The sequence below is a fragment of the Desulfosarcina sp. genome (genome assembly GCF_055467485.1).
Map to the genome: position 1 here is coordinate 1 of NZ_JBUOIV010000019.1, position 24,938 is coordinate 24,938.

Sequence of the window (24,938 nt, forward strand, 5' to 3'; positions counted from 1 at the left end):
GATGGCCGTCTGTGGTGGGACGCCCATTCCGGTTTAGGCAAGCAAATTGGAGGACCATGTTTTGTATACGGCAACATGCTGGTATTGGGCACACGCTGCAGCGCAGAAGACGGGTTTTTAAAATTGGAATTTTTCAATCAGCTTAAAAGACTCCCCTTTTGGCATAAGACCCGATATTATTGTTTCATTTCAGCGTTAATGGATGTTTCGTCCGGGACAAACATCAGCGAACAGAAATTACAGCAATTGATCGCTTTGGCGGGCAGGACTGACACCGATTCTGAAAACATGATTGCCGGGAGTCCTGGAACATTTAGGCTTTGGCAATACCAGATATCCATTGCCCCCGACGGCGATATAATATGGAAAACCTGTGGCGGGATGGGTCAAATTTTCGGCGGACCCGTAATAGTTGAAACTGGTATTCTATTCATCGGTCCTAAAAAATTCAATGATCCTCGACAAAAAAACAAAAGAGACTTCCTTCACAATTTACGCATCCTACCCAAATGGGACCAAACACATCTTTGGTGTCGTAGTTTGGCTTTGAAGCCTATATTGCCGGTGAGAAAAGAAAAGCAGATTTTTTCACTTCCTAAAAAAGAGAAGATCGAACAACAAACGAGAATTGCTCCCAAGAGTCATCATTCAGAATACGCCAAACAAGCATGGTCGCAACTTACAGACTATTATTCAAATACGGTAGATGAGATGAAGGCAAGGTGGCACAAACGAGGTGGTCTAAAAAGAAAAAATAGGAGTGATACCGAGGATCTTTTCTAAGTGATAATGGCAGCTTAACTGTCGTTGACATCCAGACGGTTTCTGACCACTGTCAACTCAAGTTCTGTTCAGGACAGATAATTGATGAAGAAAAAAGGTTTCCTCTCGATCAACCGGCCAGCAGAGTTTCCTTTTTAACCCATGACCCAGTCTTGCTTCGATCTCAGATCAAATAGTCACAAATTGACTTCTGTTTTGATGTATCGAGCCTGGATTCATTTCACCTTCAAAAGGTCCGAGAGCCCAAGTTCATTGAGTTTCTCTGCCCCAGGATACCCTGTTTCGAGATCCCACCCTCGCAGTCGATAAAACTCATCCCGCATCTTTTTGAAGACTTTACGGTCCAGGGTTTGGCCTTTTCGGTTTAAAACAGTATCACCCTCACCAGGGACAAGCACATCGGGGTTCATAAAAACAGATTGGACCGGATCAGTGAAATTGAATTCTGCAATGGTATCATCTTTCTCTGGTTTCCAACCTTCCCGTAAAAGGATTGCACGCTGCTGATTAAAAATGATTTCACCGAATTTCAACAAAGCATCTTCATCCAGTTTTTTGCCGGCGACTGCATTGAAGGTACGGGATTCCAAGGTTGAATCGCCCACCTTGTCGTCCGTGTGGTGTGAATACATCAATGGCCAACAGGAGTCACAAAGTCCAAGGCTGTCCTTTACACAGGTACGGTCAATGATGCAGGTAGCTGCCATGGCTTTGCCCTCGTGAGTGTTCAAATCCCAAGCCTTATCATGTCGCCAGAATTTGGCAGCAGCGGCTCGATATACATCCGCGGTGACTGGTGTTGATCCGGGATATTGTAAATTCATGACCCACATACCGATAATCCTGCTGACCTCATGAAGCATGGCGATGGGCTGCCGGGGCTCAAAGGCATAGAGCAGACCATTCATTGGATATTCTCTTGCCGAATAGGTTGCACCATCTCCCACACCTGAAACTTCATTGGCAAAAAGTAGTTTGGCCTCATCACCTAAAGCTTCGCCTGCTCTTAGAAGTCCTTCCGCGAGGACATCCCCAAAACCTTTTCGAAAAGCGATCATGTGACAAAGTTTTTCAAAGAACTCCCATTTGCCCAGCTTATCTATTTCAAGACCGGTTTGTGCGTCGCTCAAAAAACCTGCTTTGTATCCAGCACTTATCCATTGAACAATGTTGGCCATTTCCATGGTACACAACGATAGATCATTACAAAGCCCGGTTGCATCCACGGCAGTCTCTGCAGGCTCTCCCTGGCGTCCCATCACCCAGGGAAAGTAAACAAACATGGCCTGACACTTTCTTACAACTTCCTTGTTAGATTGAGTTCGGAATGTGGATCGCATGATGCAGTCCAGACCACACTGAAAACAAGACGCCTTACCGGTACGGGAAATCTGATCCGGCGGGTATGGATTGAAAGAAGTGTCCCGCTTATTCAACTTTATGGTCAACCGATTGAGTTCATTTAATGCCGCTGGATCGCTTACCAGAGGAGATTGATTCCCTATCACGGCAATGGCTTTTAGATTCTTAGCTCCGAAAACAGCTCCAAAACCGCCGGTCGCACTGCCCTCATTATCCGTCATCAGATTAGCGCTTCGGCATAGATTCATTCCGGCCGGACCAGTGGTAATGTAATGCGTTTTTTTGCCATGCTTTTGGATTAAATAGTCCCGGACCCGGCTGACTCCCTCAAGATGAATGCTGCCTGCATCTTCAAGCCCTGCTTCACCATCTGAAATGAATAGGTAAACAGGTCGTTTCGCTTTTCCAGACACCACTAGCCCATCGAAGCCAGCTCTTTTTAATGAGGGCCCCCAATAGCCGCCCATGTTGCCATAACAGAAACCTTCCGGCATCAACATTGGCGATTTTCCCACGACTTCAAACCGTGAGGCACCTTGTACGCCTGTTGCCGTCAATGGCCCTGTCATAAAAATCAAGTGATTTTCCGGGTCAAAAGCCTCGGCAGTGGCAGGGACATTTTCCCAATAAAGGCGTGTAGCGACTCCTCGTCCGCCTAAAAACCGATCCGCATACGGACGGGTGTCAATCTCTGTGATGACTGCTGAAGAAAGATCAACCTTTAAAATTTTACCACACCAACCGTAGCTTAAAGATTTCTTTTTATTTTCCGCCACAGCACCTCCTATTTTTTCTTCTCTTCATCCACCATACCAACTTTGTATCTGATATTTCGAAGCTGTCTGGCAAAGGCGATCTTATTTTAGGTCTTCAATATGTTGAATTTTGTCATTTCTGGCTATTTTTCATCTTGAATGGTTGAAAAAATTTGTCAATCCATTTAATCGACTCATGAACAAATCAAGCCCTGGCTCAGCAATCTGACAGGCTGCCAAACCAGGACTATGAGTTGTGTTTATTGCAAGATCCCCAATATATTCGCTCCAATCCTCGACAACCTGAAACTGGACTCCGCGGACAATTCATCCCACTGGGCAGCCCTGGTGTAAGTATTGACGATAGCGAACATGGTGTCTCCCATCTCCATCGGCCAGGCCCACTCAACCGACTCCCTTTCCTGGGCATTTAACCCAAATTGACGATTGAAGCTCGCCAGCGTCGATTCTGGATTCTCGACCGGTGATTCCATGGACAACTTGAACTGTGATCGCTGTGCGCCTAATTCGTAACTGACCTTGTCCAACACCTGGGGGAATTCGGAAAGGATCTTGGTGCTCACATGCCGATATGACGCAGAGACTTCAGTTTTTGAAATCATTCCATTCTGACACACAAGGCGAAGGACAAACGCCGCAATGGACAGTGATGCCAACCCGACTTCAGAATTCGAAATGCTGATCCCCGGTTTGAATCTGTCACCGTCGATCTCGAATGCCTTGACGCATACGTAAGAGCGCATACAAACTCGGACTTTACTCACACCATTTGTCCAGATTGTAGGGACGCGATTTATCCCGAATTGAAGAAATAGAACCATACGTAAATCCCACCTACCATCACCGATAGCTGTCCTTGCCCTATTTGGTTTGGGGATTATTTGGTAGGAGTATTTTGACAAGAGCAATTGACCTGATGTAATCTCGATGCGTCTTCATAGCGACCCAGGTCGCGTTATGGATGGATAATCAGATCCGCACAATCCATTGCCAATTAAAAAGGTGATTAGCACCGACGAAGGAGATGGTATTGCAATGAGCAGGCAGGAAGACGATGAGCGTTATGAAAACGGGATATACACGCCACCCAGACGCTCCCAGCGGACCAAGTTCAGGGAGTTTGACGAGGATGAGAATGAAGCTGCGATTAGGGAAAAACGTTCCAGTAAACGTTCGCATCGCCAAAAAACGGGCAAAGATGATGTCTGGCCCGATGCCGACGATTAAGATGCCCTGAACAGAACTTGAGTTGACAGTGTTCAGGCCCAACTCATTTACCACTACCAATAGCTATTCTTGCCCTCACGGGATGGGGATTATCTGGTAGGTGATCTGATCCTCTTTACCATCCAGAACCGACTTGCCAAGGCTCCCTTTCGGTCGCCCCAGCACCTTGCCCTGTGCACGTGCACGTGCCAATCCTTCCTCGGTCCGCTCACTGATCAGATCCCTTTCGATCTCAGCGAACAATGAAAACATCGTCACTATCACTTTGGTTTTCATATCTTTTTCCCATTCAGGTCCATAGCTTCCTTGATGCAGATGATCCGAACACCGCTTTCCAGTAGCTTGTCCACGATGAGAGTGATCTGCCCAACAGATCGAGCGAGTCTGGATAGTTCAGCGACGATCAGCGTGTCACCCTTACCAAGTACTTGCAGCAACTCATCAATGCGCCGCTGCTTGGTGGACTTGACAGTCCTTCGAAAGACAGATTTGCTTGACCTGACAACTCCTAATCGTGTTATCTGTATTTCAGCCGGCCGGGAGCTGATCTACATATGTCTGCGGATCGGTCAACGACCGATATTTTAGATCTTCAGCATCCATTGCACATTGAGTGTTCGTGGATCGATTCAAGTTTCTCGGTGCCCAGGAGAAGGGCGACCGATCTGAGCGGCTGTCTTCAATTCGACTATTTTCAGGCGAACGGGTGCCATCGATTGACCAGCATCCTCATTGCGGAGTTAAAATGCAAGATAATAGAAAGCTAAGCCGTGAACAGCTGCTGAATTGCCTGGATTTTGGGAAAGCGCTGACTTCCGAACTGGATCCTAATCGGCTGTTGGAGCAGATTATGGAAAAAGTTTCCAAGCTTTTTCCTTCCGAGAACTGGTCGCTGCTTCTTTTGGATGAGGCCACGCAAAAATTGAGATTCGAGCTGAGCATCGACCTCGATCTGGCGCTAGTGGAAGATTTCCGGCTGGATCTCGGGCAAGGGGCGGCCGGTCAGTGTGCGTTGAAGCAGCAATTGCTCGTACTGGAGGATGTCACGCAGTACGAATTTTTTGATGGCAAGGTGGACGAGCTGTCCGGCTATCGCACAAAATCACTGGTTTGTGTTCCCGTCGTGTTTGCCGGTCGCACGCTGGGAGTCCTGGAAATGGTCAATCCCAAGGCACTCGATGAGGAGAGCATTGCGTTGCTGACCACCGTTTCGGACTATCTGGCCATCGCCATGGAGAACACGCGCCGTTATAGGAAGTTAAGCGATATGGCCATCCGAGACAGCTTGACCGGGCTTTACAACCAGCGCTACTTATATCGTTCACTGGGAGCGCTCATCGAAAAATGTAAGGCCGGGGGAGGGTGCTTTTCCCTTATTTTCATGGACATCGATGATTTCAAGACAGTCGTCGATGCGGAAGGGCACCTTAACGGCAGCCGGACCCTGCAGGAAATCGCCCAAAAGATTCAAGGGTGCCTCGGCGATGCATCCTTTGCCGTTGCCTATGGCGGGGATGAGTTCGTGGTGGTGCTGCCGGATACCGACAGCGTCCACGCCGCTGAAACCGCCCGAAAGATCAGGGAGTCCATCAAAACCGCCACGTTTCTGACCCGCTGGAGCCGCAGCGTCCAGGTGACGGCCAGTTTCGGTGTCGCCACCTTTCCTGACAATGCGCGGGGTATCGAAGAACTGCTTTCCCTGGCCGACCAGGCGATGTTCAGAGTCAAAAACACCGGAAAGGATCGCGTCGGATTGAGCCTGCATTGACTGTGTTAACTAATTGCTCCCCTGAATCGTACGATACCATCCATCACCGCGCCCTTTGAACGGGCCCGACGCCGGATCTTCCTTTTCTCGTATTACCGGTTTACCGATGCGACTGCTTCAACTCCTTCCAGATTCTGCGCATGACGTCCCTGCTCGTTTCGTCATCGTCCTGAGTCAGCATTCCAAATGCATCTTCGAAGTCAGGCACAGATGATTTATCTGTAGGGTCGCTGGCATTCTTTCCCCGGTGGGACATATCGGTCAGGATTTCATTTACGATTTGGTCGATGTATGGCGTTCGCATTGAATGCCCCTTTCTCCCATGGTGCCGATATGGGTGGAATATGATCCAATCCTCCGAGGAACCGAACCACCCTCGGGTGGTCCGGTTCAGCAAGGAAGGTAAAGAGGAATGTGGCTCCCTGGTTCCTGGACAGGGTCAGCAGGGTGCCCAAAAGTTGAGTCGCAGACTACCATCCCATCCTTACATGAACATGACACCAAGATTACCGGATGGTAATCGACAGGCTGGGATCCTATTGAAAAAGGGTGCCGCTTGAAACCCGATCAGGCATCGCCGCTGAGTGGCTGAAATTGAGCGTTTGCGAACATCGATGGGGGTTGTTGTTTTCAGTCCGGTCTTTACACAATCTTTACATGTTTTTTATCAACGCTTCATACCCAACCATTACCGTTTACCAGCGTTCTTTTTTTTGTGGATTGAAACGGGTCTTGCGGTCAGGTCTGTCGTCGATTGGATCCACCCGGCCACGTCCGATCGAGCAACCCTGGGCGGTTTTGCCGACAGCCGCCGGGGGAATGAGGAAGTACCATTATTTTAAGAAAAAATTTACTCACAACTGAGAAAATGCTATAGAGCCGGCACCCGGCTGACATTGCACGGTTGAAACCTGAAATCAGATCAGGAACCCGGTGACATCATGGCAGGCCCAGGTAAACTGAAGCAGATCAACGCATTTCTTACGACCGTCGGTTGGGTCGAGCGTCCCGTTTCGGTGTATTTCCTTGCCGCCGGGGAGTACAATGCCAACTATCTGGTCAAAGGCCAAAAAAACAGTTACGTATTGCGCATCAACCAGGGCAGCCAGCTGAACCTGGGTCATGACCAGATCGCCTACGAATACAAGGTGCTCGAGGCCCTGGCCGGATCCGGCGTAACGCCGCGGCCCATTGCCTGCCATCCGCATCCCGAACCGCTGGGGGGCGGTGCACTCCTCATGACCTACCTGCCCGGCAAGGCCCTGGTCTACAAGATTCCCCTGATCCTGCCCCATATTGCCGTGGCCTTTGTCGTTCTGGTAGTCTGGAGCCAGTCGGGCATCCTGGCCTCTGTGGCCCATTGGCTGGGCCTTATCCGGTCCATGAACGAATTTCCCAACCTGCTTTATTCCGGCTGGGGGATCGGGATGATTCTGGCCTACACACTCAAAGGCACCCCCTTTGCCATGCTCCTGGTCATGGCGCTGCTGGTCCGCTTCGATGTCCGGCAGATCCAGACCGCAGCCATGCTCGGGGCTTCCGGCCTGCGGATTTTTTCCAGCATTGTCCTGCCCCGATTGGCCCCGGCCATCCACACCGGCTTTATCATCCTTTTTCTATACAGCTTCGGTGCCTTCGATATCCCTTATCTGTTGAGCGAAAGCCGGCCGGGCATGCTGAGCATCCAGGTCTACAATCTGTATTTCAGGCACGACCTGGCCCGGCGACCCGAAGCCATGGCCATCCTGACCATCATGTTCGGTTTTGCCGTCCTTTTCATCATCGCCTATTCAAAGGTTGTCCGGCGCCTGGAAAACGGGGTCAGAAAATTATGAAGCACCTCGGCACACTGCTGATCCTGGTCCTGATCTTCGTCCTGCCGGTGATCGTCCTGCTGCTGACCGGCCTTGCACCCGGCTGGCGGTTCCCGGATGTCTGGCCGGATACCTTTTCGCTGAAGGGCGTCGATTATCTGGTCCGGCATCACGACCAGATCCTGACCTCCTTAGGATCCTCCTTCGTCTTTTCCCTGCTCACCGTCCTGTTCACCCTTGTCATGTGCCTGTTTCCGGCCGCCGTTTTTGCCAGGTCCGAATTCATGGGCAAGGCGCTGCTGGAGGGGCTGCTGCTTACCCCGGCCCTGGTTCCGCCCATGACATTTGCCATGGGCCTCCACTTTTTGTTCATCAAGCTTTCGCTGACCGAAACCATGCTGGGGGTGGTCATCCTGTTGGCCATGTTCAGCTATCCCTATATGTTCAGGGCGCTGGTGGCCGGATTTCAGACCATGGGGGAAGACTATCACAAATGTGCGAGGAACCTGGGTGCCGGCACCCTGGCGATTGCGCTGCAGGTGGAACTTCCGCTGCTCATCCCGGCAATGGTCGCCGGCGGCAGCGTGGTTTTTCTGGTGGCGTTTTCAGAATACTTTCTGGTTTTCCTGATCGGCGGCGGCAGTGTACCATCATTTACCGGCACCCTGTTTCCATTGCTCTCCTCGTCCAACCGTTCCCTGGCAGCCATCCTGACCCTGATCTTTCTGTTCCTGCCCATCCTCCTGTTTCTGGCGATGGACACCGCTGTGGTCAGGATCTACCGAAAAAAGGGGATGATGTGAGACAGGCGGGGCGACAATCGTGTCATTCCTTGCGCTGCCGCTCTCTGAACTCCCAAGGCGGCACCACATTGTAACTCGACCAGATGCCCAGCTTGAGCGTCCTGGCTTGATTTTCCATCTTTTCCCATTTGAGGCATTCATCGGTTCGGCATAGGTCCGTATTCACCCAGGCATACCCATTGGCCACCATCGCGGCGTTGACGCTGGATTCCTTTCCCTGGCGGATAACGACGGCAACCGCCTGGTCGAACCGGTCGGTTTCCACCACGTTGATTTCCACGGGATGTTGGAGGACCAAGCGCCTTAAAAACCGTGTGGCGGCCACATTGCCGTCTTGTCCGGATTCCGGAGCATCGATGCCGTAGAGCCTGACCCTGACCGTCTGGCCCTGGACGTCGGCATTGAACGTGTCTCCATCGTACACATCGATGACTGTTGCCCGGGTGGCATAGGCGAAAGTCGGTATGGCCGCCAGGATGATCAAAAGCGCTGCAATTTTCCGCATCATTGGATTGCCCTGTTCATTCGCGTCGTGTTGCCTGCACAACATGAGAATTTTCAGCTTGTTTTCAATATAGCGGTTGACACGATCAATTTCAATCAGGCACTCAATATATCGGCATGCCGAGCGAGTGTGCGGCCGGGATCGGTATCCCGCGCCATCTTGAACCGCGACGGCGAGCACCTTCCCTGCGGTTTGCCGCGGGGAGGGTTCAATGGGCGCCTCGCCGACGCGGAAGGCATCCAGGAGCATCCTCGAGGCAAAAAACGGCGCTGTTCAACGCTTTTTTTCTCACGCGGACCCCGGTGACACTGAAAATGGCAGACAATCCACCTATCGGTCAATTGACCATCATCCCTTATGAAGACAGGTACCGGCAGGCCTTTGCGCGGCTCAACCGCAAATGGCTCGAGGAATTCGGCCTGCTGGAGGATGCTGACCGCAAACATCTGGACACCCCGCGCGAATCGATCATCGCGCCGGGGGGACAACTGTTTCTGGCTGTCGAGAATGGGATGGTCGTGGGTACGTGTGCAGCCGTTAATCGTGGCGAATCGACCGTAGAAATGGCCAAACTGGTTACCGCACCGGTCGCCCGGCGACGTGGAATCGGGCGTCTGCTCGCCCGGACGGTGATCGACTTTGCTGCCGGCGTCGGTGCGAAGAAGGTCGTGCTGGTTTCGAGCACGAAGCTCAAATCCGCCCTGGGGCTTTACACGTCAATGGGTTTCGACCACCGGCCGCTGCCCGCTGGGCTGGAGTATGCCTCGGCGGATGTCTACATGGAGCTTGTGCTTTCCTCGGATCACGTGGATCCTGTTAAAAAATAGTAGCGGCTCCGATGACCGTGTCCGGCCGCGGCCGGACAGGCTCACAATCGCACGGGGATGCGTTTTTTGTCCGTGCATTGAATACCCTGAACCGATCTTGACGCCCGTCGGATGCATCCTTATTTTACACGTACACCGGAGCAACGCATTGGACACCCAGTTGTCCAGCCGGTCACGCCCCGTGGCCGGCCCCCTCGCACTACCCCTTGCTCCGGTTCCACTTTTCTGAGCCACCGAGATCCAGGCAGCTTTCAGGCGCCTTTTAAAAGACCAGATGCTCTTTTATACCGAGCTGGGCGGCCACAAAGTGCGCCGCCGCCTGACCGAGCCAGTTGGGCTGGTGGGCGTCGGAGCCGATGACGAATGGGAAGCGATCGGTAAACGGACCGTAAAATTGTCTCCAGTCCGTTCGCCAGACATAGCGATTGTTGATTTCGACCAGGCAATCGGCGGGTACCCGATTCAGGTCGGTGCCCAGCGCATCGGGATGAGCGACAATGACCGGCTTGCCCGTGGCCAGCAGTCCGTCCAGCGAACGATAGTCGGCATCCCGGTCCCGACAGTGGATGATGTAATAATCGACATCACAGGCTGCGGCTGCCGCGACCCAGGCATGCCCGTCCACTTCGACGCCGACCTTCAACCCGGCCCGGCGAATCTGCCTGACATAGTCTTCGAAAATGCCGTCACCGAGATTTTCGAAATGGTCGCTGATTCCCACGATTCTGGCGTGCTTGAGCGAAGCGACCAGGGCAATCGTCTGTTCGGGCACGACAGACGCATCGCTGGTGGAATAGGTGGTGTGAATGTGCAAATCCTGCTGCAGCATGAAAAAGCCTTTAATTGTTTCGACAAACTATTCAGTTTTTCGGCGCTTGCCGATGTCTGTAAAATACCCACCACCCAAGGTGATGCCCAGCACAGAGTTTGCCTTTCTCAGCCGGTCTTTTGAATCAGGTAGAGACTGACCACCAGCCCCGCACACCCCAGCAGGCGGAAACCGTTGACCGGGTGGCGCAGCAGGCCGAAAACGCCGAAGTGATCCAGGATCACCGAGACGATGAGCTGACCGACGATGGTGGCAACCAAGGTGTTGGCGATGCCGATGCGCGGCGCCAGCATCAGGATGGTGGTGACGAAAATGACCCCGTAGATGCCGCCGGTGTAGTAAAACGCCGGGGTGGATTTAAGCTGGGCGGCCGAGGGCAGCGGTGGGTTGAGCGCCACCAGCAGGAGAAAAAGAAAGATGATGGCCCCGAAAAAAGAGATGAAGGTGGCCTGCAGCGGGTGGTTGAGGCTCTTGCCCAGGTGGGCGTTAATCGAACCCTGGATCGGCAGCAGGCCGCCCACACACAGGGCCAGCATCAGAAATACGATATTCTTCATGTCTTTCCCTCGTTTTTGCGGTTCAGGGGGTCTTCAGTCCTTTTCATCGTCCCGGTGAACGGTTTCCGGCGAAAAGGCGGGCAGGCAGACGGCGATGTACTCGGCACCTTCCGGTTCCGGCGTGCTGTAGCGCACCCACTGGCCGGCATGGGTGATGACCGCCTCGCCGGCCCGGATGTCCAGCGTGCCGGCTTCCGATTCCACCCGGAGCATTCCGTTGAGCACAACGGTGTATTCGTCGAAGGCAGGTCGCTGCCCGGGCTCCTGCCATCCGGATGGAGAACGCATGCGGGCGACGCTGACCGCGCCGGTGCCCGAATTGACCCGCCCGATATACTCTTCGATGCGTTTGGGTCGGGTGCCTGCCGCTTCGATGATGCTCGGGCCGTTGATTTTTGTGGGCATGATTGTCCTTTCAGGATTTGGAAGGTCGGATGTCGGAGGTCAGAAGTCCGAAGTCAGCGGTCCGCTATCGGTCGAACCGAGTTTGCCAATTGCAATTGAAGATGGGGAAGGCACACTTTTCGTTGAGCTTTGAGCTATTCGATCAGGCCCACCAGATGGTCGTGCTGGCCCCGTTCGATCTGGAACTTGTCGTTGTGCTTTTTCAGCAGGTCGGCGAAGCTGCGGCATCCATAGCTGGCCTCGTCGAAGGTCGGGTCAAGCCGCTTGACCACCGGCCGGATGGCGGCCTTGAGTACCCATTTGTCTCCGTTTCGAAGGGCGATCTGTTTGATGGCCTTGGTGATCAGTTCGGCTGCATCCTTGACGGTAGCGGTTTCCGTCTCCTCTTCTTCGTCCTGCGGCTCAAGGGCGAAGGTTTCGTAATATTTAAAGTCCGAGCAGCTGTTGGCCCAATGGCGGTTGGTGGCGTTTTTGCATCCCACGCCGATGAGATCCTTGCCGGCAGCCTTGAGCTTCTGGGCCAGGGGGATGAAATCGCTGTCCCCACCCACGACGATGATTGACGAGATGTGGGGAAAGCGCAGGATATCCTCCACCGCATCTAAAGAGAGCTTGATGTCCGCCCCGTTTTTGGCCTGGGCACCCGGGGGAAAAAGCTGGATTAGCTCCACGGCGCACTTGAGCAGGCTCTGGCGGTACCGGGTAAACCAGTGCCAGTTGCAGTAAGCTTTGTTGATGGCCACGTTGCCATACGTGGTGGCAAAATCGTAAACGCCCTGCACGTCCACCAGAACCTCCTGCTGCCGGTGCCGGTTGGCCGGCTTCGGGTAACTGCCGCTGCCGTTGAGGGCGTCGAATATGCTGGCGTGCAGGTTTTCGAAATCCCAATAGATGGCTACCGCTTCCTTGGCCATATGCTCCTCGTCAATGGATGAGTGGGCTTGAACGGTCGATCGTTTGCCGGGTTTTCCCGTCGTCTTACAACTTGCCAAACATTAATGAGAATATCGGATTTTGTCAATTTATCCGTCGGCGCCGCCGGATAATCCACCGCCAGCCTTTATCCGGACAATTTGCGTATTATAGTAGAAGCTGTGTCTGTTGACGAATGGCCACCCGAGGATGCCATCGTTCCATTCCGCTGCGAATCCCGTCGATCAGGCATCCCCCGTCCCGGCGCGCTCCTGGACCGGTGGTTGTCCGTTGGCAGCGGCGTTGACCTGACCAGCCATCGGCCGTAAACGGATGGCCGCCGGCAGGAGCATGACATCCTGAAATGTCAAACTAAAGGACCGACCACTGAAAACCGACGCCCCCGCCAACCCGTCCCCGTCCCCGTTTTCGGTGAACAATGTGCGCCGGTTCATCGCCTTTCGGGTATTTTTTAACTGCCGGTTCTACTATCCGATTTTTACCGTTTTATTCCTGGATTTCGGGCTCACCGTGGCCCAGTTCTCGATTCTCAATGCGGTGTGGGCGGCCACCATCGTGATGGCCGAGGTGCCCTCGGGCGCCCTGGCCGACATCGTCGGCCGGCGTCGACTGCTGGTCTTCGCCGCCTTCTCCATGCTTGTGGAAATGGCCATCCTTTGCTTTGCGCCGCGAGGCAACACCACGCTCCTGTTCAGCTTTTTCTTGATCAACCGGGTGCTCAGCGGCCTGGCCGAAGCGGCTGCCAGCGGAGCCGACGAGGCCATCGCCTATGACGCCCTCCAGGCCGAAGGATTGGCGGACCAGTGGGGGAGGGTGCTGGATGTTCAGATGCGACTGCGTTCGGTGATGTTCATCCTCACCATGACCGTCGGTGCGGCGGTTTACGACGCGGACCTGATGACGCGGATCGTCGCCGCGTTCGGATCGGGCTATCAGTTCACCCAGGCCCAGACCCTGCGCTTTCCCCTTTACCTGACCTTCATCCTGGCCCTGTTCACCATCGCCACCGTTTGGCGGCTGGACGAGATCTGCCCCAATCCCAAGGCGGATGGCACCTGTGAGGAGCAGTTCGGCGGCTCGGCCATGGATGCGTTCAAACTGACTCTTTCCACCGGCAGCTGGATTCTCAACACCCCCTTTGTCCTGGCCGTCATTCTTTTCGGCATGCTCTTCGACGGCATTCTGCGCATGGTCATCACGCTGGGCAGCCAATACTACCGCATGGTGCAGCTGCCCGAATCGACCTATGGGATTATTGGATCGGTGATGGCGGTGATGGGGCTTTTCATTCCCCGGCTGGCGCTTCGCATTGCGGAAAACCATTCGCCGGCCTTCTGCCTGTGGACTACCGCCGCCACGGCACTTGCCGGCTTGAGCGGCATGGTGTTCTTCTGGCCGTACGCCGGGCTGCTGCCTGCCCTGGTGGCCTTTTCCGCCCTTTACATGGTGGGGTTTTACGTCAGTTTTTTCGTCAACCAGCAGGCGTCGTCATCGCGCCGGGCAACGGTGCTCAGCTTCAAGGGACTGGCCTACAACCTCGCCTACGGATTTATCGGGATCGTTTATGCTGGGCTTCTGGAGGTTAAAAAGACCGGTATCGATGCCGTCGATATCAATACCCAGGCAGTGGAGAATATCGTTTTCAAGGAGACTTTTTTCTGGTTTCCGCTTTCCCTGGCCGCCGGCCTGGCGGTGTTGACGGCAGGCGTCCTTGTCTGGCGGGCGAGGCGACGATGAAAACACCGGCCGTGGATGGCGCCATCGCCGGGACCGTCCACAAGGGCGTCTTTCTCATCCTGCTGGCCACGCTGTGCATCGTGCTGATGAACACCTGCGCCAAGGTCAGCAGCGTGGCCCACGGACCGGTGGAGATGGTGTTTTACCGGGGGGTGGTGGCCCTTGGCCTGCTGGTTCCCTTCATGCTGGCCACGCGTCCCGTGTCCGTGTTCCGGACCCGCCGGATCGGGGCGCACCTGTATCGAGCGGCAGTGGGCAACATCGGTGTGGGGCTGGTTTTCTGGGCCTACTCCCTGCTGCCCATGGCCAACGCGACGGCGATGCTCTTTGCGGCGCCGCTGTTCGTCACGGCGTTGTCGCCCCTGTTGCTGGGGGAACGGGTGGGCCCGAGTCGGTGGATCGCTGTGGCGGCGGGGTTCGGCGGGATCCTGTTGGTTGCCCGGCCGTCGGTCAACCTGCTGGCCGACCCGGCATCCATGGTGGGGCTGGGCGCGGCCCTCTGCATCGCACTGGTGGACATGGCGCTGCGCAACCTGGGCCGCACGGAAGACCCCCTGACCACGGTTTTTTACTTTATCCTGGGCGGGGTGATCCTGACGGCCCCTTACGCGTTGTTATACGGCACCTTGCCGGATAGCGGGATCCTGCCCTGGATCGCCGGCATCGGGATCTTTACCGCCGTTCAGCAGTTGGCCAAGACGGCGGCATACCGGTTTGCCGAAGCCTCTTTCCTGGCGCCTTACACATACACGGCGATGGTATGGGCCACCCTGGCCGGATGGTTGCTGTGGAGAGAACTGGTTACGCTGCAGGTGATGGCGGGGACCGGGGTGGTGATCGCCAGCAATTTGTTCATTCTCCGGCGTGCCGAGCCCGCCGCCTGGAAATAATCCCGTGTGGCGCCGGAAAGTCCATGTTGACAAGCGAAAAGCAGTTGCCATATTCTTCCTCTTTGCGATCGCCGTTCCTTTTTTCACTGGAGAACCTCGATTCAAGGCCCTGACGGCCCTGTGCCACCCTTTCTATTTATGATTCGCCATCGACTCCCGTTGAGGCTTCCATTGACCCGGTATCGGCTGAACCGGAAATGTGCCGGAAACATCGCAACCCCGACAGCAGCCCATGCCGGCTGTCCGCAACCCTAGCTAAAGAAGACAAGGTCGATCCATGGTCCAATCCGATGCCATCGAACAGGCCCCGGCGCCCGGCGCCCGGGAACTTCATTTTGCGGGAGACACGATCACCTTCCACCTCAACGTGCCCGAATCGTGGGACGGGCAGGCCTGGCTGCGGACCAGCCTGGGACACGGCCGGTCTGTGCGCCGGGAAATCGTCCGGCAGGTCGACCGTCAGGAAAACCCCCTGGGCCGGAGCTGGTACGACATTCCCATGACCGCCGTCGGAAAAGGCCGCTACACCCTCACCGTCGCCCTGACCGAGGTGGGGCACTTCGAGGCCAAGGGCTATTTCCTGGCCCCGGACAGTGCCGACCCGCTGTGGCCGCCGGGGGCCAACACCGCCATCAACGTGGCGCCGGCGAACGCCTGCTGTGCCAACATCATCTACAATGCCTTCGTGCGTCAATTCGGCCCGAACAAGAATGGGGCCATGGGCGATGTCGACTCGGCCGTGAAAAGCCTGGACGACGCCGGATACACGGTCATCCCCCCGTCGGGAACGTTTCGCGACCTGGTCGGGGAGCTGGATTTTATCATTGGCCACCTGGGCTGCCGGATCGTCCAACTGCTGCCGATCCACCCCACGCCCACCACCTATGCCCGCATGGGCCGGTATGGAAGCCCCTATGCGGCATTGAGCTTTACCGCCGTGGATCCGGCCCTGGCTGAATTCGACCCCAAGGCCACTCCCATGGAGCAGTTCATCGAACTGGTGGATGCCGTCCACGCCAGGGGGGCGCGCCTGTTCATCGATATTGCCATCAACCATACCGGCTGGGCGGCAAGCCTTCACGAAACCCATCCCCAGTGGCTATCCCGGGAAGCGGACGGCCAGATCGAAAACCCGGGCGCCTGGGGGGTGGTCTGGGCGGACCTCACCCGCCTGGATTACAGCCATAAGGATTTGTGGCGGTACATGGCCGACGTCTTTCTGACCTGGTGCCGCCGGGGCGTAGATGGGTTTCGCTGTGACGCCGGGTACATGATCCCCACGCCGGCCTGGCGCTATATGATCGGCAAGGTGCGGGCCCAGTTCCCCAACGTGATCTTTTTGCTGGAGGGGCTCGGCGGCAAGATCTCCGTTACCCGGGACCTGCTCAACTGGGCGGATTTCAACTGGGCTTACAGTGAGTTGTTTCAGAACTACGACCGGGGCCAGCTTGAACATTACCTGCCCGGCGCCATGGAGATCTCCCAGGCCGACGGCACCGCCATCCATTTTGCCGAAACCCACGACAACCCGCGCCTGGCCGCCACTTCCCCGGCGTATGCCCGCATGCGCGTCGCCCTGTGCGCCCTGCTTTCCAGCCAGGGGGGCTTCGGATTCGCCAACGGGGTGGAGTGGCTGGCCACGGAGAAAATCAACGTGCACGGCTCTCCGTCTCTGAACTGGGGCGCGCCGGAAAACCAGGTGGACGCCATCCGCCGGATCAACGCCCTGCTCACGGTTCACCCGGCATTCTTTCACCCGGTACGCGTGGAGATGATCCAGCAGGGACCGGGCAACACCATCGTTGCCGCCCGTCGATGTGAACCCGGCGGCAGCGGGTTGCTGGTTCTGGTCAACCTGGATGCGGCATCGGCCAACCAGGCAGCCTGGTCCCGAAGCCGGGCACCCCTGGACGGGGATTCGGCTACTGACCTGCTTAGCGGGCAGACGGTATCCATTGGCGGCGACGGGCTAACGGGGCGGCTCTCGCTCGACCCGGGGCAGGTGCTGTGCCTGACCAACGACCCGGCAGACCTGGAGCGGGTCGTCCATGCCGCAGACCGATTCCCACGCACCCCGGATCGCATCCTCAGGCAACGGCTCCGGGCCAAGGCGCTCGAGGTGTGGCGGTTTCACCGGGGGGTCGGGGACCTGGGCCAATGGGACCCGAACCGGGCCGCCATGCAGTTGCAGGCATCCCCCCTGGATTTCTGCCGATCCATGAATCCCGCCGGCGCCACGCCGCGAACCGTTGTCTGGCAATTTCCCGTCGACCTGCGGCGGGAGGTGATGGTGCCGCCGGGCCATTTCCTGCTGGTCGTCGGTCACCACCCGTTTCGGGCCTCCATCTCTGAAAATGGAGCGGTGATGGCCGTCGAAGAGAGCCTGACCGATGCGGTCGGCAGCGCCTTCGTCCTGTTTCGCCCGCTGCCGTCAGCCGGCCGACACAAATCGCGAACATTGAAGATTTCCGGTTACGACCCCGCCGGCTGCACCCACCACGAGTCACCCCTTTTGTACCTGACAACGGCCCGCCAGATCAGGGTGAGAAAAATGTTCACCCGGCCGCGCAAACGCCTTTCCGGCATCCATATGCTCGGCACCAATGGACGCGGCGCCATGACCCGGGCCCATGCCCATTGGGACAGGTTGCCCAGCCGCTACGATGCGCTGCTGGCGGCCAACCTGAGCCCGGTCTTTCCCGAGGACCGCCGCATCCTGCTGACCCGCATGAGAGGGTGGGTGGTGTTCCAGGGCTTTTCCCAGGAGATCGGCCCGGACTGCCTGGATGCGTTCGGGTTCGATTTCGATGCATGGGGCGGCTGGCAGTATCACATCCCTTCAGGGCAGGGGCAGCACGTGGTGTTGAGCGTCGGCATCCGCATGCCACCGGGCAAAAACGCCGTCGACATGGTGTTCTACCGGCACCCGGCCCAGGGCCGCAAGGATCGCCTGGCGGACGACCGGCCGGTGACCCTCATCCTGCGCCCCGACATCGAGGACCGCAATTTTCACGAGACCACCAAAGCGTTTACCGGGTCGGAATACCGCTTTCCGTCTGCGGTCACCGGCCGGGAAAATGGGTTCACCTTTCAGCCCGGCGACGGCCATGCACTCGAAATGGATGCGCAGCGGGCCGATTTTTTCATCGAGACCCAATGGCAGTACATGGTTCACCATCCGCAGGAAGCCCAGCGCGGCCAGGACCCGCATTCGGATCTGTTCAGCCCCGGCTACTTTTCCGGACCCCTGGCCGGCGGTGAGAGCGAAATCTTAAGGGCCCGGGTGGCGGGCGAGGCCGGTGTCTCCGGGCAACCCGACGTTGACCTGCGGCGACGGGTCAGCCGGTTTTTCGAAACCTCGCCCCAATGGGAATTGCCGGTGCCCGCATTGACCAAAGCGCTCGACCAGTACATCGTCAAACGGGATCAGTATTCGACGGTGATCGCCGGTTATCCCTGGTTTCTGGACTGGGGGCGCGACACCCTCATCGTGGTACGGGGGATTATCGCCGCCGGGCGTCTCGAGGAGGCCCTGAGCATTATCGTGCAGTTTGCCATGTTCGCTGAGGACGGCACCATACCCAACATGATCCGGGGAACCGACACGGGCAACCGGGACACTTCCGATGCGCCCCTGTGGCTGTTTCGGGTGTGCGACGAACTGGGGACGCTGATGGGCCAGGCCAAATTGCTCAAAACCGACTGCGGGGGGAGGCCATTGAAGCAGGTCCTGCTTTCCATCGCCCGGTCCATCATGGCCGGAACGCCCAACGGTATCATCATGGACGAAGACAGCGGCCTGCTCTTCAGCCCGTCTCATTTCACCTGGATGGACACCAACTATCCGGCAGGTACCCCTCGCCAAGGATACCCCATTGAGATCCAGGCCCTGTGGCAGGCCGCTCTGGCATACCTTGGCCGGGTGGACGCATCGGAACCGCGCAAGCAGTGGCAGCGCCTGGCCGGGCAGGTGCGTCAATCCATCCTGGACCTGTTTTTCCGTGAGGAGTTGGGCTACCTGTCCGATTGCCTGCACGCCGGCCCCGGCATGCCGGCCAGCCAGGCCGTCGCCGACAACGCCCTGCGGCCCAACCAGCTTTTTGCCCTCACCCTGGGGGCGGTAACGGACCGGGAGGTGGCCGGGCGAATCCTTTTTGCCTGCCAGGAACTGATCGTTCCCGGGGCCATCCGCAGCCTGGCGGACCGCCCGATCGATCCGGAGCTGCCGGTCTATCACGACGGTGTGCTGGTCAACGATCCCAAAGCGCCGTATGCGGGTGTCTATGGGGGTGATGAGGACACCCGCCGAAAGCCGGCTTATCACAACGGTACGGCCTGGACCTGGGTGTTTCCCAGTTTTTGCGAAGCCTGGGCGGACTGTTTCGGCCCCGGCGAGTATGAAACGGCCCTGGCCTGGCTGGCCAGCAGCAGCCGGCTGATCAATGACGGCTGCGTAGGCCACGTACCGGAGATCCTGGATGGTGATGCCCCGCACCACAGCCGCGGCTGTGACGCCCAGGCCTGGGGCGTGAGCGAGCTGCTGCGGGTGTGGATCAAGATCGAGGGCTTGAACCATTCGGGAACGGAGGCTTGAGGGGTTGGGTCATCCAGGGTCGGGCGACGTGGGCACCGGGCGGGTTGGATCCCCCCTATTTTCTCGATTCTCATCACTGCCAAACACGGGCGTGATTGGGAATGAGAGCGTCCGCCGTTTTGGGAAACGGTGGAATATTTCGATTAACTAACAGATAAAACGATAAAAAATGAACAGGAGGCACATCGTGAGCGTCAAAAAACAGTATCTAAAAAGCAAGGACCGTTGTAAAGTATCCTTCCGCGTTCCCAAAGCGGCGGCCCCGGGGGCCAAGACCGTGCACATCGTGGGCGAATTCAACGACTGGAGCACGGTCAACACCCCCATGAAACGGCTGAAGAGCGGTGAGTTCACCGCTGTCGTGGAGCTGGCACCGGGCCAGGCCTACCAGTTTCGCTACCTGATCGACCAGACGATCTGGGAAAACGACTGGGAAGCGGACCGATATGTGAAAAGCGATTTTGGCGACTGCGAAAACTCGGTCGTGGTGGTGTAGCGGGCTGTGGATGAGAAGGGTTCCCGGTATCGTCCATTCCAAACCCGGCCGGATGGTCGGCTGAACCGCCGAACCGAATGATCGGATCGCACGGCGAGATCCGCCGTTGAACCGCAATAGTGAGCGCATTCCCTGCCGCTTGCGGAGGGATTGGCGAGCGAACCGAAAATAGGCTTTCACCCTTGCGGTGTAGCGCAGCACTGCCGTTACCGGCGGAACCTTCCCGCGGGCTGCCGCAGGGAGGATTCAAGCATCGAGGAGTATGATAATGAGGTTTATTCAAACATTCCAGGTCTTTCCCGATATCCCCAAGCCACTCGCCTTCCTGGAGACATTGTCGCGCAATCTCTGGTGGAGCTGGAACCAGAATGCCGTTGAGCTGTTTCGGCGCATCAACCCCCGGCTGTGGGAGGAATCGGGAAGAAATCCCATCGTGTTCGCCACCAAGGTTCCCCAGGAGCGTTTTAACGAGCTGGCCCATGACGACAGCTATCTGGCCCACCTGGAGCAGGTGCGCGAGCGTTTTGAGAACCGGGTGCTGAACCAGACCAACAGCGAAAGCCCATGGGACCAGGGGGAGACGGTGGCTTATTTTTCCATGGAGTTCGGCATCCATGAGACCCTGCCCTTGTTTGCCGGCGGTCTGGGCATATTGGCCGGCGACCACCTCAAGGCGGCGTCGGGGCTGAAGATGCCCCTGGTGGGGGTGGGACTGCTCTATCGTGAAGGGTATTTTCGCCAGTACCTGGACAAGGACGGGTGGCAGCAGGAAACCTATCCGGAAACCGACCTGTATCACCTGCCGCTTTCCAAGCAGAAGGACAAGGACGGCAACGACCTGGTCGTCAGCCTGACCGGCATCGGCGGGGATATTCATGCCCAGGTCTGGAAGATCCGCATCGGCCGGATCCCGCTGATTCTGCTGGACACCAACCTGCCGGAAAATACCCCGGAGATCCGTGACATCACCGCACGGCTGTACTCCGGAGAACAATACACCCGCCTGGCCCAGGAGGTGCTGCTGGGGATCGGCGGCATGCGGGCACTGGATGCCCTGGGCATCCAGCCGACGGTGAGCCACATGAACGAAGGGCACTGCGCCTTCGTGGGGTTGGAACGGCTTCGGCAGATCATGGATCGTTACGGCATCAGCCTTGAGGCGGCGCGGGAAGTCGTCTCGCGGACCACGGTCTTCACCACCCACACCCCGGTGGCGGCCGGACACGACGAATTCCCGCCCGCCATGGTCAAACCCTACCTGAAGCCGTTCGAATCACACTTCGGCATGAGTGCGGATCAGCTGGTGGCCCTGGGGCAACCGGACGGAGCGGCGGCCGAGTCCCCCTTTTCCATGTTCATCCTGGGGCTGCGTACCGCCCAGTACCTCAACGGCGTGAGCAAACTCCACGGCCAGGTGGCCCGTCACATGTGGTCCCATATCTGGCCCACCCGATCCGACGACGAGACGCCCATCACCCATGTCACCAACGGGGTCCACATCCCGACGGTGCTGGCCCCGGAGATCAAGCTGCTGTTCGAACGGTATCTGGGCCCCCAGTGGAACATGGGTTCCACCATTCCCGAAAATGCCAGACGCATCGATGATATCTTCGACGAAGAGCTCTGGCAGGCCCACGAGATGTGCCGTTCGCGGCTGGTACGAACCGTCAGGGAACTGATGTACCGGCAATATGGTCGCCGCAACGCCCCGCTGGATGTCATGAAAGCGGTGGAGTCGGTGCTGGATCCGGACACCCTGACCATTGCCTTTGCCCGGCGCTTCGCCACCTACAAGCGGGCCCACCTGTTGTTCCAGGACCCGGACCGGCTCGAGTCGATCATCAATTCCGCCAAGCGGCCCGTCCAGTTCATTTTTTCCGGCAAGGCCCATCCCAAGGACAACGAGGGCAAAGGGATCATCCGCAGCCTGGTGGATTTCGGCCGGCGAACCAGCCTGCGGCACCGGTTCATCTTTCTCGAAGACTACGACCTGCACATTGCCCGCTGTCTGGTCCAAGGCGCCGACGTGTGGCTCAATACCCCCCGGCGGCCCATGGAAGCCTGCGGCACGTCGGGTATGAAAGCGGCCCTGAACGGCGTGCTCAACGTGAGCATTCTGGACGGCTGGTGGTGCGAAGGCTACAGTCCGGAGCGGGGCTGGCGCATCGGCAACGGGGAGGAGTACCAGGACCACAACTATCAGGATGCGGTGGAGAGCCAGGCGGTGTATAACATCATCGAGAACGAAGTGGCACCGCTTTACTATGACCGGACCGTCGGAGGCACCCCCAAGGCATGGCTCAAGATGATGAAGGCGTCGATGAAGATGGCCATGTCCCAGTTCTGCAGCCTGCGGATGATATCGGAATACGAAGAACGCTTTTACCTTCCCGCCAGCAGGCGCTTCGAGGAACTGGTGGCCGACGGCGGGGCTGTGGCCTGCCGGCTCAGCGACCAGCATCGCCGCTATCAAGACAAGTGGCCGCAGATCCAGCTGTCCCCGCCGATTCGCAGCGCCCAGGGTCCCTTCCGGGTCAACCAGTCATTCGAGGTGACCACGGTGGTCCAGACCGGTGAGCTGCTCCCGGATGAGCTGAACGTGGAACTCTATTACGGCAAGATGCGACATCTGGATCGCATCGATGCACCGCGGGTGAAGATGATGAGCGTCAAGGAGGAACGCTCGGCAGGCACGTACCTCTACTGCTGCAAATTGCCATGCACCGATTCCGGCCGATACGGGTTCACCGTCCGGGTGACCCCCAATGCCGACGCATGGATCCGGTTCCGGCCGGAACTGTTGACCTGGGCCTGATACGGCCCCCGGCAAGAAATAATTACCGATTGGGTTTGTCTCCTGGCGCGTTTGCGGTGTACAATATTTCGATACACATGATGATTCTCACCGGCAGACGCGCCCTGCAGCTGGACAAAAAACCAGTGTCATCCTGAGCCATTCGTTCTTGCCGCGTCCCTGCCCCCCAACCGATTGTCAAAGGAGGTGCCGATGCCGTCGGCCAAGCGGAACCCACGGGTGCTGATCGTTACCCCGGAAGTGACCTATCTGCCCCAGCGCATGGGCAATTTTTCCCGATACCTCACGGCCAAGGCCGGCGGCCTGGCCGACGTATCGGCCGCCCTGGTCAGTGCGCTGTTCAACGAGGGTGCCGACGTTCATGTGGCCCTGCCGGACTACCGGTCGATTTTTCACGACCGGTTGGCGCCGTTTCTCGAACGGGAGCAGTGGGCCATCCGCAACATCATGCCCGATGACCGGGTGCACCTGGCCGAGGACCGGGCCTTTTTCTACCTGAACCGGGTCTACTCGGCATACGGCGGTGAAAACACCAAACTCTCCCTGGCTTTCCAGCGGGAGGTGATCAACAACATCATTCCCCGGGTGCGGCCGGACCTGATCCACTGCAACGACTGGATGACCGGGCTGCTCCCGGCCATGGCCCGGCAGATGGGCATTCCCTGCCTGTTCACCATCCACAACATCCACACGGTGAAAGCCACCCTGGCCCACATCGAGGATCGTGGGATCGATGCGGCCTACTTCTGGCAGCACCTCTTTTATGAAAAATTTTCAACCGGCTACGAAGAATCATGGGAGAATAATCCGGTGGATTTTCTGGCCAGCGGCGTGTTTGCCGCCCACTTCGTCAACACCGTCAGTCCCCGGTTTCTCGAAGAGATCGTCGAGGGCCGCCACAGTTTCGTTGAATGGCCGCTGAGGGAGCAGTTGACCAACAAGTTCTATGCCGGCTGTGGAACCGGGATCCTCAACGCTCCGGATCCGGCTTTCAACCCGGAAACGGACAAGGAAATTCAGCGCACCTACAAGGCCGGCAACCACCCGGCCGGCAAACGGGAGAACAAACGGCACCTTCAGAAGATCTTGGGGCTGATCCAGGACGACCATGCCCCCTTGTTTTTCTGGCCGTCGCGACTGGACCCGATCCAAAAGGGCTGCCAGCTGCTGGCCGAAGCCTTTTACGGCATTATCTCCAACTACTGGGATATGAACCTGCAGGTCGTTTTCGTGGCCAACGGCGAATACCAGCAGACCTTCCGCGGCATCGTCAACCATCACGGGTTCCACAATCGCGTGGCGGTCTGTGATTTCAACGAGAGCCTGGAGCATCTGGCATACGCGGCCGCCGATTTCATTCTGATGCCTTCGCTGTTCGAACCCTGCGGCCTGCCCCAGATGATCGCCCCCATCTACGGGGCGCTGCCGGTGGCCCACGATACCGGCGGTATCCATGACACCATTGTCCATCTCGATGTGGATCGGGGCATCGGCAACGGTTTTTTATTCGAAACCTACGATGCCGGCGGCCTGTACTGGGCCGTGTCCCAGGCCATGGATTTTTTCAAGCTGCCGCAAACACAGAAACGCAAGCAGATTGAGCGCATCATGCAGCAGAGCGCCGCATCCTTCAATCATGCGAACACGGCGCGGCAGTATATCGATCTGTATGAGAAGATGCTGGAACGGCCCTTGATCAATTGATGCAATGGTCGCAGGCCGTCGACAGGTATTCGGGTTGAAGGTTTAAGGCTTTCAGGAAAAAATGGAATGGTCATGACCCCCTTCAGCCTGCCGTCTAAACAACCAAAAAGCTA

22 protein-coding genes are annotated in these 24,938 nt (G+C 57.2%); 12 read left to right on the forward strand and 10 right to left on the reverse strand.

Annotated features, from left to right (window positions below; translation table 11 throughout):
• Nucleotides 1-783, forward strand: a 783-nt coding sequence (locus tag ACZCED_RS11040) for a hypothetical protein (RefSeq protein WP_464860790.1), incomplete at its 5' end; no start/stop codon positions are given.
• A gap of 215 nt (nucleotides 784-998) precedes the next feature.
• Here ACZCED_RS11040 and ACZCED_RS11045 read toward each other — a convergent pair.
• The 5 genes from ACZCED_RS11045 to ACZCED_RS11065 form a co-directional block, all read right to left on the reverse strand.
• Entirely contained in the window at nucleotides 999-2,921 is a 1,923-nt protein-coding gene (locus ACZCED_RS11045) for an aldehyde ferredoxin oxidoreductase N-terminal domain-containing protein (RefSeq protein ID WP_464860791.1), read from the reverse strand.
• Nucleotides 2,922-3,160: 239 nt separating this feature from the next.
• Nucleotides 3,161-3,664 (reverse strand): DUF932 domain-containing protein, encoded by a 504-nt coding sequence (locus tag ACZCED_RS11050; protein WP_464860792.1) that lies wholly within the window; start codon nucleotides 3,662-3,664, stop codon nucleotides 3,161-3,163.
• 226 nt (nucleotides 3,665-3,890) lie between these two features.
• Entirely contained in the window at nucleotides 3,891-4,208 is a 318-nt protein-coding gene (locus ACZCED_RS11055; protein WP_464860793.1) for a hypothetical protein, read from the reverse strand.
• Between the two features lie 15 nt (nucleotides 4,209-4,223).
• Nucleotides 4,224-4,424 (reverse strand): recombinase family protein, encoded by a 201-nt coding sequence (locus ACZCED_RS11060; RefSeq protein WP_462969901.1) that lies wholly within the window; start codon nucleotides 4,422-4,424, stop codon nucleotides 4,224-4,226.
• The gene (locus tag ACZCED_RS11065) at nucleotides 4,421-4,696 is read right to left on the reverse strand and encodes a recombinase family protein (protein ID WP_464860824.1); all 276 of its coding nucleotides are present in this window, start codon (nucleotides 4,694-4,696) and stop codon (nucleotides 4,421-4,423) included. Before ACZCED_RS11065 ends, ACZCED_RS11060 begins: the two co-directional genes overlap by 4 nt.
• 197 nt (nucleotides 4,697-4,893) lie before the next feature.
• Here ACZCED_RS11065 and ACZCED_RS11070 point away from each other — a divergent pair, with 197 nt between their 5' ends.
• The 4 genes from ACZCED_RS11070 (at nucleotide 4,894) to ACZCED_RS11085 (ending at nucleotide 8,533) form a co-directional block, all read left to right on the forward strand.
• Nucleotides 4,894-5,916, forward strand: coding sequence for a GGDEF domain-containing protein (locus tag ACZCED_RS11070; protein WP_462969900.1), 1,023 nt, complete (start codon nucleotides 4,894-4,896; stop codon nucleotides 5,914-5,916).
• Between the two features lie 584 nt (nucleotides 5,917-6,500).
• Nucleotides 6,501-6,758 (forward strand): hypothetical protein, encoded by a 258-nt coding sequence (locus ACZCED_RS11075; RefSeq protein ID WP_462969899.1) that lies wholly within the window; start codon nucleotides 6,501-6,503, stop codon nucleotides 6,756-6,758.
• A 99-nt stretch (nucleotides 6,759-6,857) separates the two neighbouring features.
• The gene (locus tag ACZCED_RS11080) at nucleotides 6,858-7,751 is read left to right on the forward strand and encodes an ABC transporter permease (RefSeq protein ID WP_464860794.1); all 894 of its coding nucleotides are present in this window, start codon (nucleotides 6,858-6,860) and stop codon (nucleotides 7,749-7,751) included.
• Nucleotides 7,748-8,533: an ABC transporter permease gene (locus ACZCED_RS11085; protein WP_464860795.1), complete on the forward strand. Its 786-nt coding sequence runs from the start codon at nucleotides 7,748-7,750 to the stop codon at nucleotides 8,531-8,533. The genes ACZCED_RS11080 and ACZCED_RS11085 overlap by 4 nt, the downstream gene beginning before the upstream one ends.
• Nucleotides 8,534-8,555: 22 nt before the next feature.
• Here ACZCED_RS11085 and ACZCED_RS11090 read toward each other — a convergent pair whose 3' ends face one another.
• Nucleotides 8,556-9,041 (reverse strand): thermonuclease family protein, encoded by a 486-nt coding sequence (locus tag ACZCED_RS11090; RefSeq protein WP_462969896.1) that lies wholly within the window; start codon nucleotides 9,039-9,041, stop codon nucleotides 8,556-8,558.
• A gap of 311 nt (nucleotides 9,042-9,352) precedes the next feature.
• Between ACZCED_RS11090 and ACZCED_RS11095 the strand changes: the two genes are divergently transcribed.
• Nucleotides 9,353-9,865 (forward strand): GNAT family N-acetyltransferase, encoded by a 513-nt coding sequence (locus ACZCED_RS11095; RefSeq protein WP_462969895.1) that lies wholly within the window; start codon nucleotides 9,353-9,355, stop codon nucleotides 9,863-9,865.
• A gap of 262 nt (nucleotides 9,866-10,127) precedes the next feature.
• On the opposite strand, the gene ACZCED_RS11100 is transcribed toward ACZCED_RS11095, so the two are convergent.
• The 4 genes from ACZCED_RS11100 to ACZCED_RS11115 form a co-directional block, all read right to left on the reverse strand.
• Nucleotides 10,128-10,694, reverse strand: a complete 567-nt coding sequence (locus ACZCED_RS11100) for a hypothetical protein (RefSeq protein ID WP_462969894.1) — start codon at nucleotides 10,692-10,694, stop codon at nucleotides 10,128-10,130.
• Nucleotides 10,695-10,801: 107 nt separating this feature from the next.
• Complete coding sequence (locus tag ACZCED_RS11105; protein ID WP_462969893.1) at nucleotides 10,802-11,251, reverse strand: DMT family transporter; 450 nt, start codon at nucleotides 11,249-11,251, stop codon at nucleotides 10,802-10,804.
• 33 nt (nucleotides 11,252-11,284) lie between these two features.
• Entirely contained in the window at nucleotides 11,285-11,656 is a 372-nt protein-coding gene (locus ACZCED_RS11110) for a cupin domain-containing protein (RefSeq protein WP_462969892.1), read from the reverse strand.
• Between the two features lie 134 nt (nucleotides 11,657-11,790).
• Nucleotides 11,791-12,570, reverse strand: coding sequence for an NYN domain-containing protein (locus tag ACZCED_RS11115; protein ID WP_462969891.1), 780 nt, complete (start codon nucleotides 12,568-12,570; stop codon nucleotides 11,791-11,793).
• 439 nt (nucleotides 12,571-13,009) lie between these two features.
• Between ACZCED_RS11115 and ACZCED_RS11120 the strand changes: the two genes are divergently transcribed.
• The 6 genes from ACZCED_RS11120 to ACZCED_RS11145 all read left to right on the forward strand — a co-directional run bounded on the left by ACZCED_RS11120 (nucleotide 13,010) and on the right by ACZCED_RS11145 (nucleotide 24,825).
• Nucleotides 13,010-14,326, forward strand: coding sequence for an MFS transporter (locus ACZCED_RS11120; protein ID WP_464860796.1), 1,317 nt, complete (start codon nucleotides 13,010-13,012; stop codon nucleotides 14,324-14,326).
• Nucleotides 14,323-15,216 (forward strand): DMT family transporter, encoded by an 894-nt coding sequence (locus tag ACZCED_RS11125; RefSeq protein ID WP_464860797.1) that lies wholly within the window; start codon nucleotides 14,323-14,325, stop codon nucleotides 15,214-15,216. Before ACZCED_RS11120 ends, ACZCED_RS11125 begins: the two co-directional genes overlap by 4 nt.
• A gap of 277 nt (nucleotides 15,217-15,493) precedes the next feature.
• Complete coding sequence (locus tag ACZCED_RS11130; RefSeq protein WP_464860798.1) at nucleotides 15,494-19,810, forward strand: amylo-alpha-1,6-glucosidase; 4,317 nt, start codon at nucleotides 15,494-15,496, stop codon at nucleotides 19,808-19,810.
• A 187-nt stretch (nucleotides 19,811-19,997) separates the two neighbouring features.
• Entirely contained in the window at nucleotides 19,998-20,306 is a 309-nt protein-coding gene (locus ACZCED_RS11135; protein WP_462969887.1) for an isoamylase early set domain-containing protein, read from the forward strand.
• A 268-nt stretch (nucleotides 20,307-20,574) separates the two neighbouring features.
• Complete coding sequence (gene glgP, locus ACZCED_RS11140) at nucleotides 20,575-23,121, forward strand: alpha-glucan family phosphorylase (RefSeq protein ID WP_464860799.1); 2,547 nt, start codon at nucleotides 20,575-20,577, stop codon at nucleotides 23,119-23,121.
• A gap of 192 nt (nucleotides 23,122-23,313) precedes the next feature.
• Nucleotides 23,314-24,825, forward strand: a complete 1,512-nt coding sequence (locus ACZCED_RS11145) for a glycogen synthase (RefSeq protein ID WP_464860800.1) — start codon at nucleotides 23,314-23,316, stop codon at nucleotides 24,823-24,825.
• Nucleotides 24,826-24,938 lie beyond the last annotated feature (113 nt).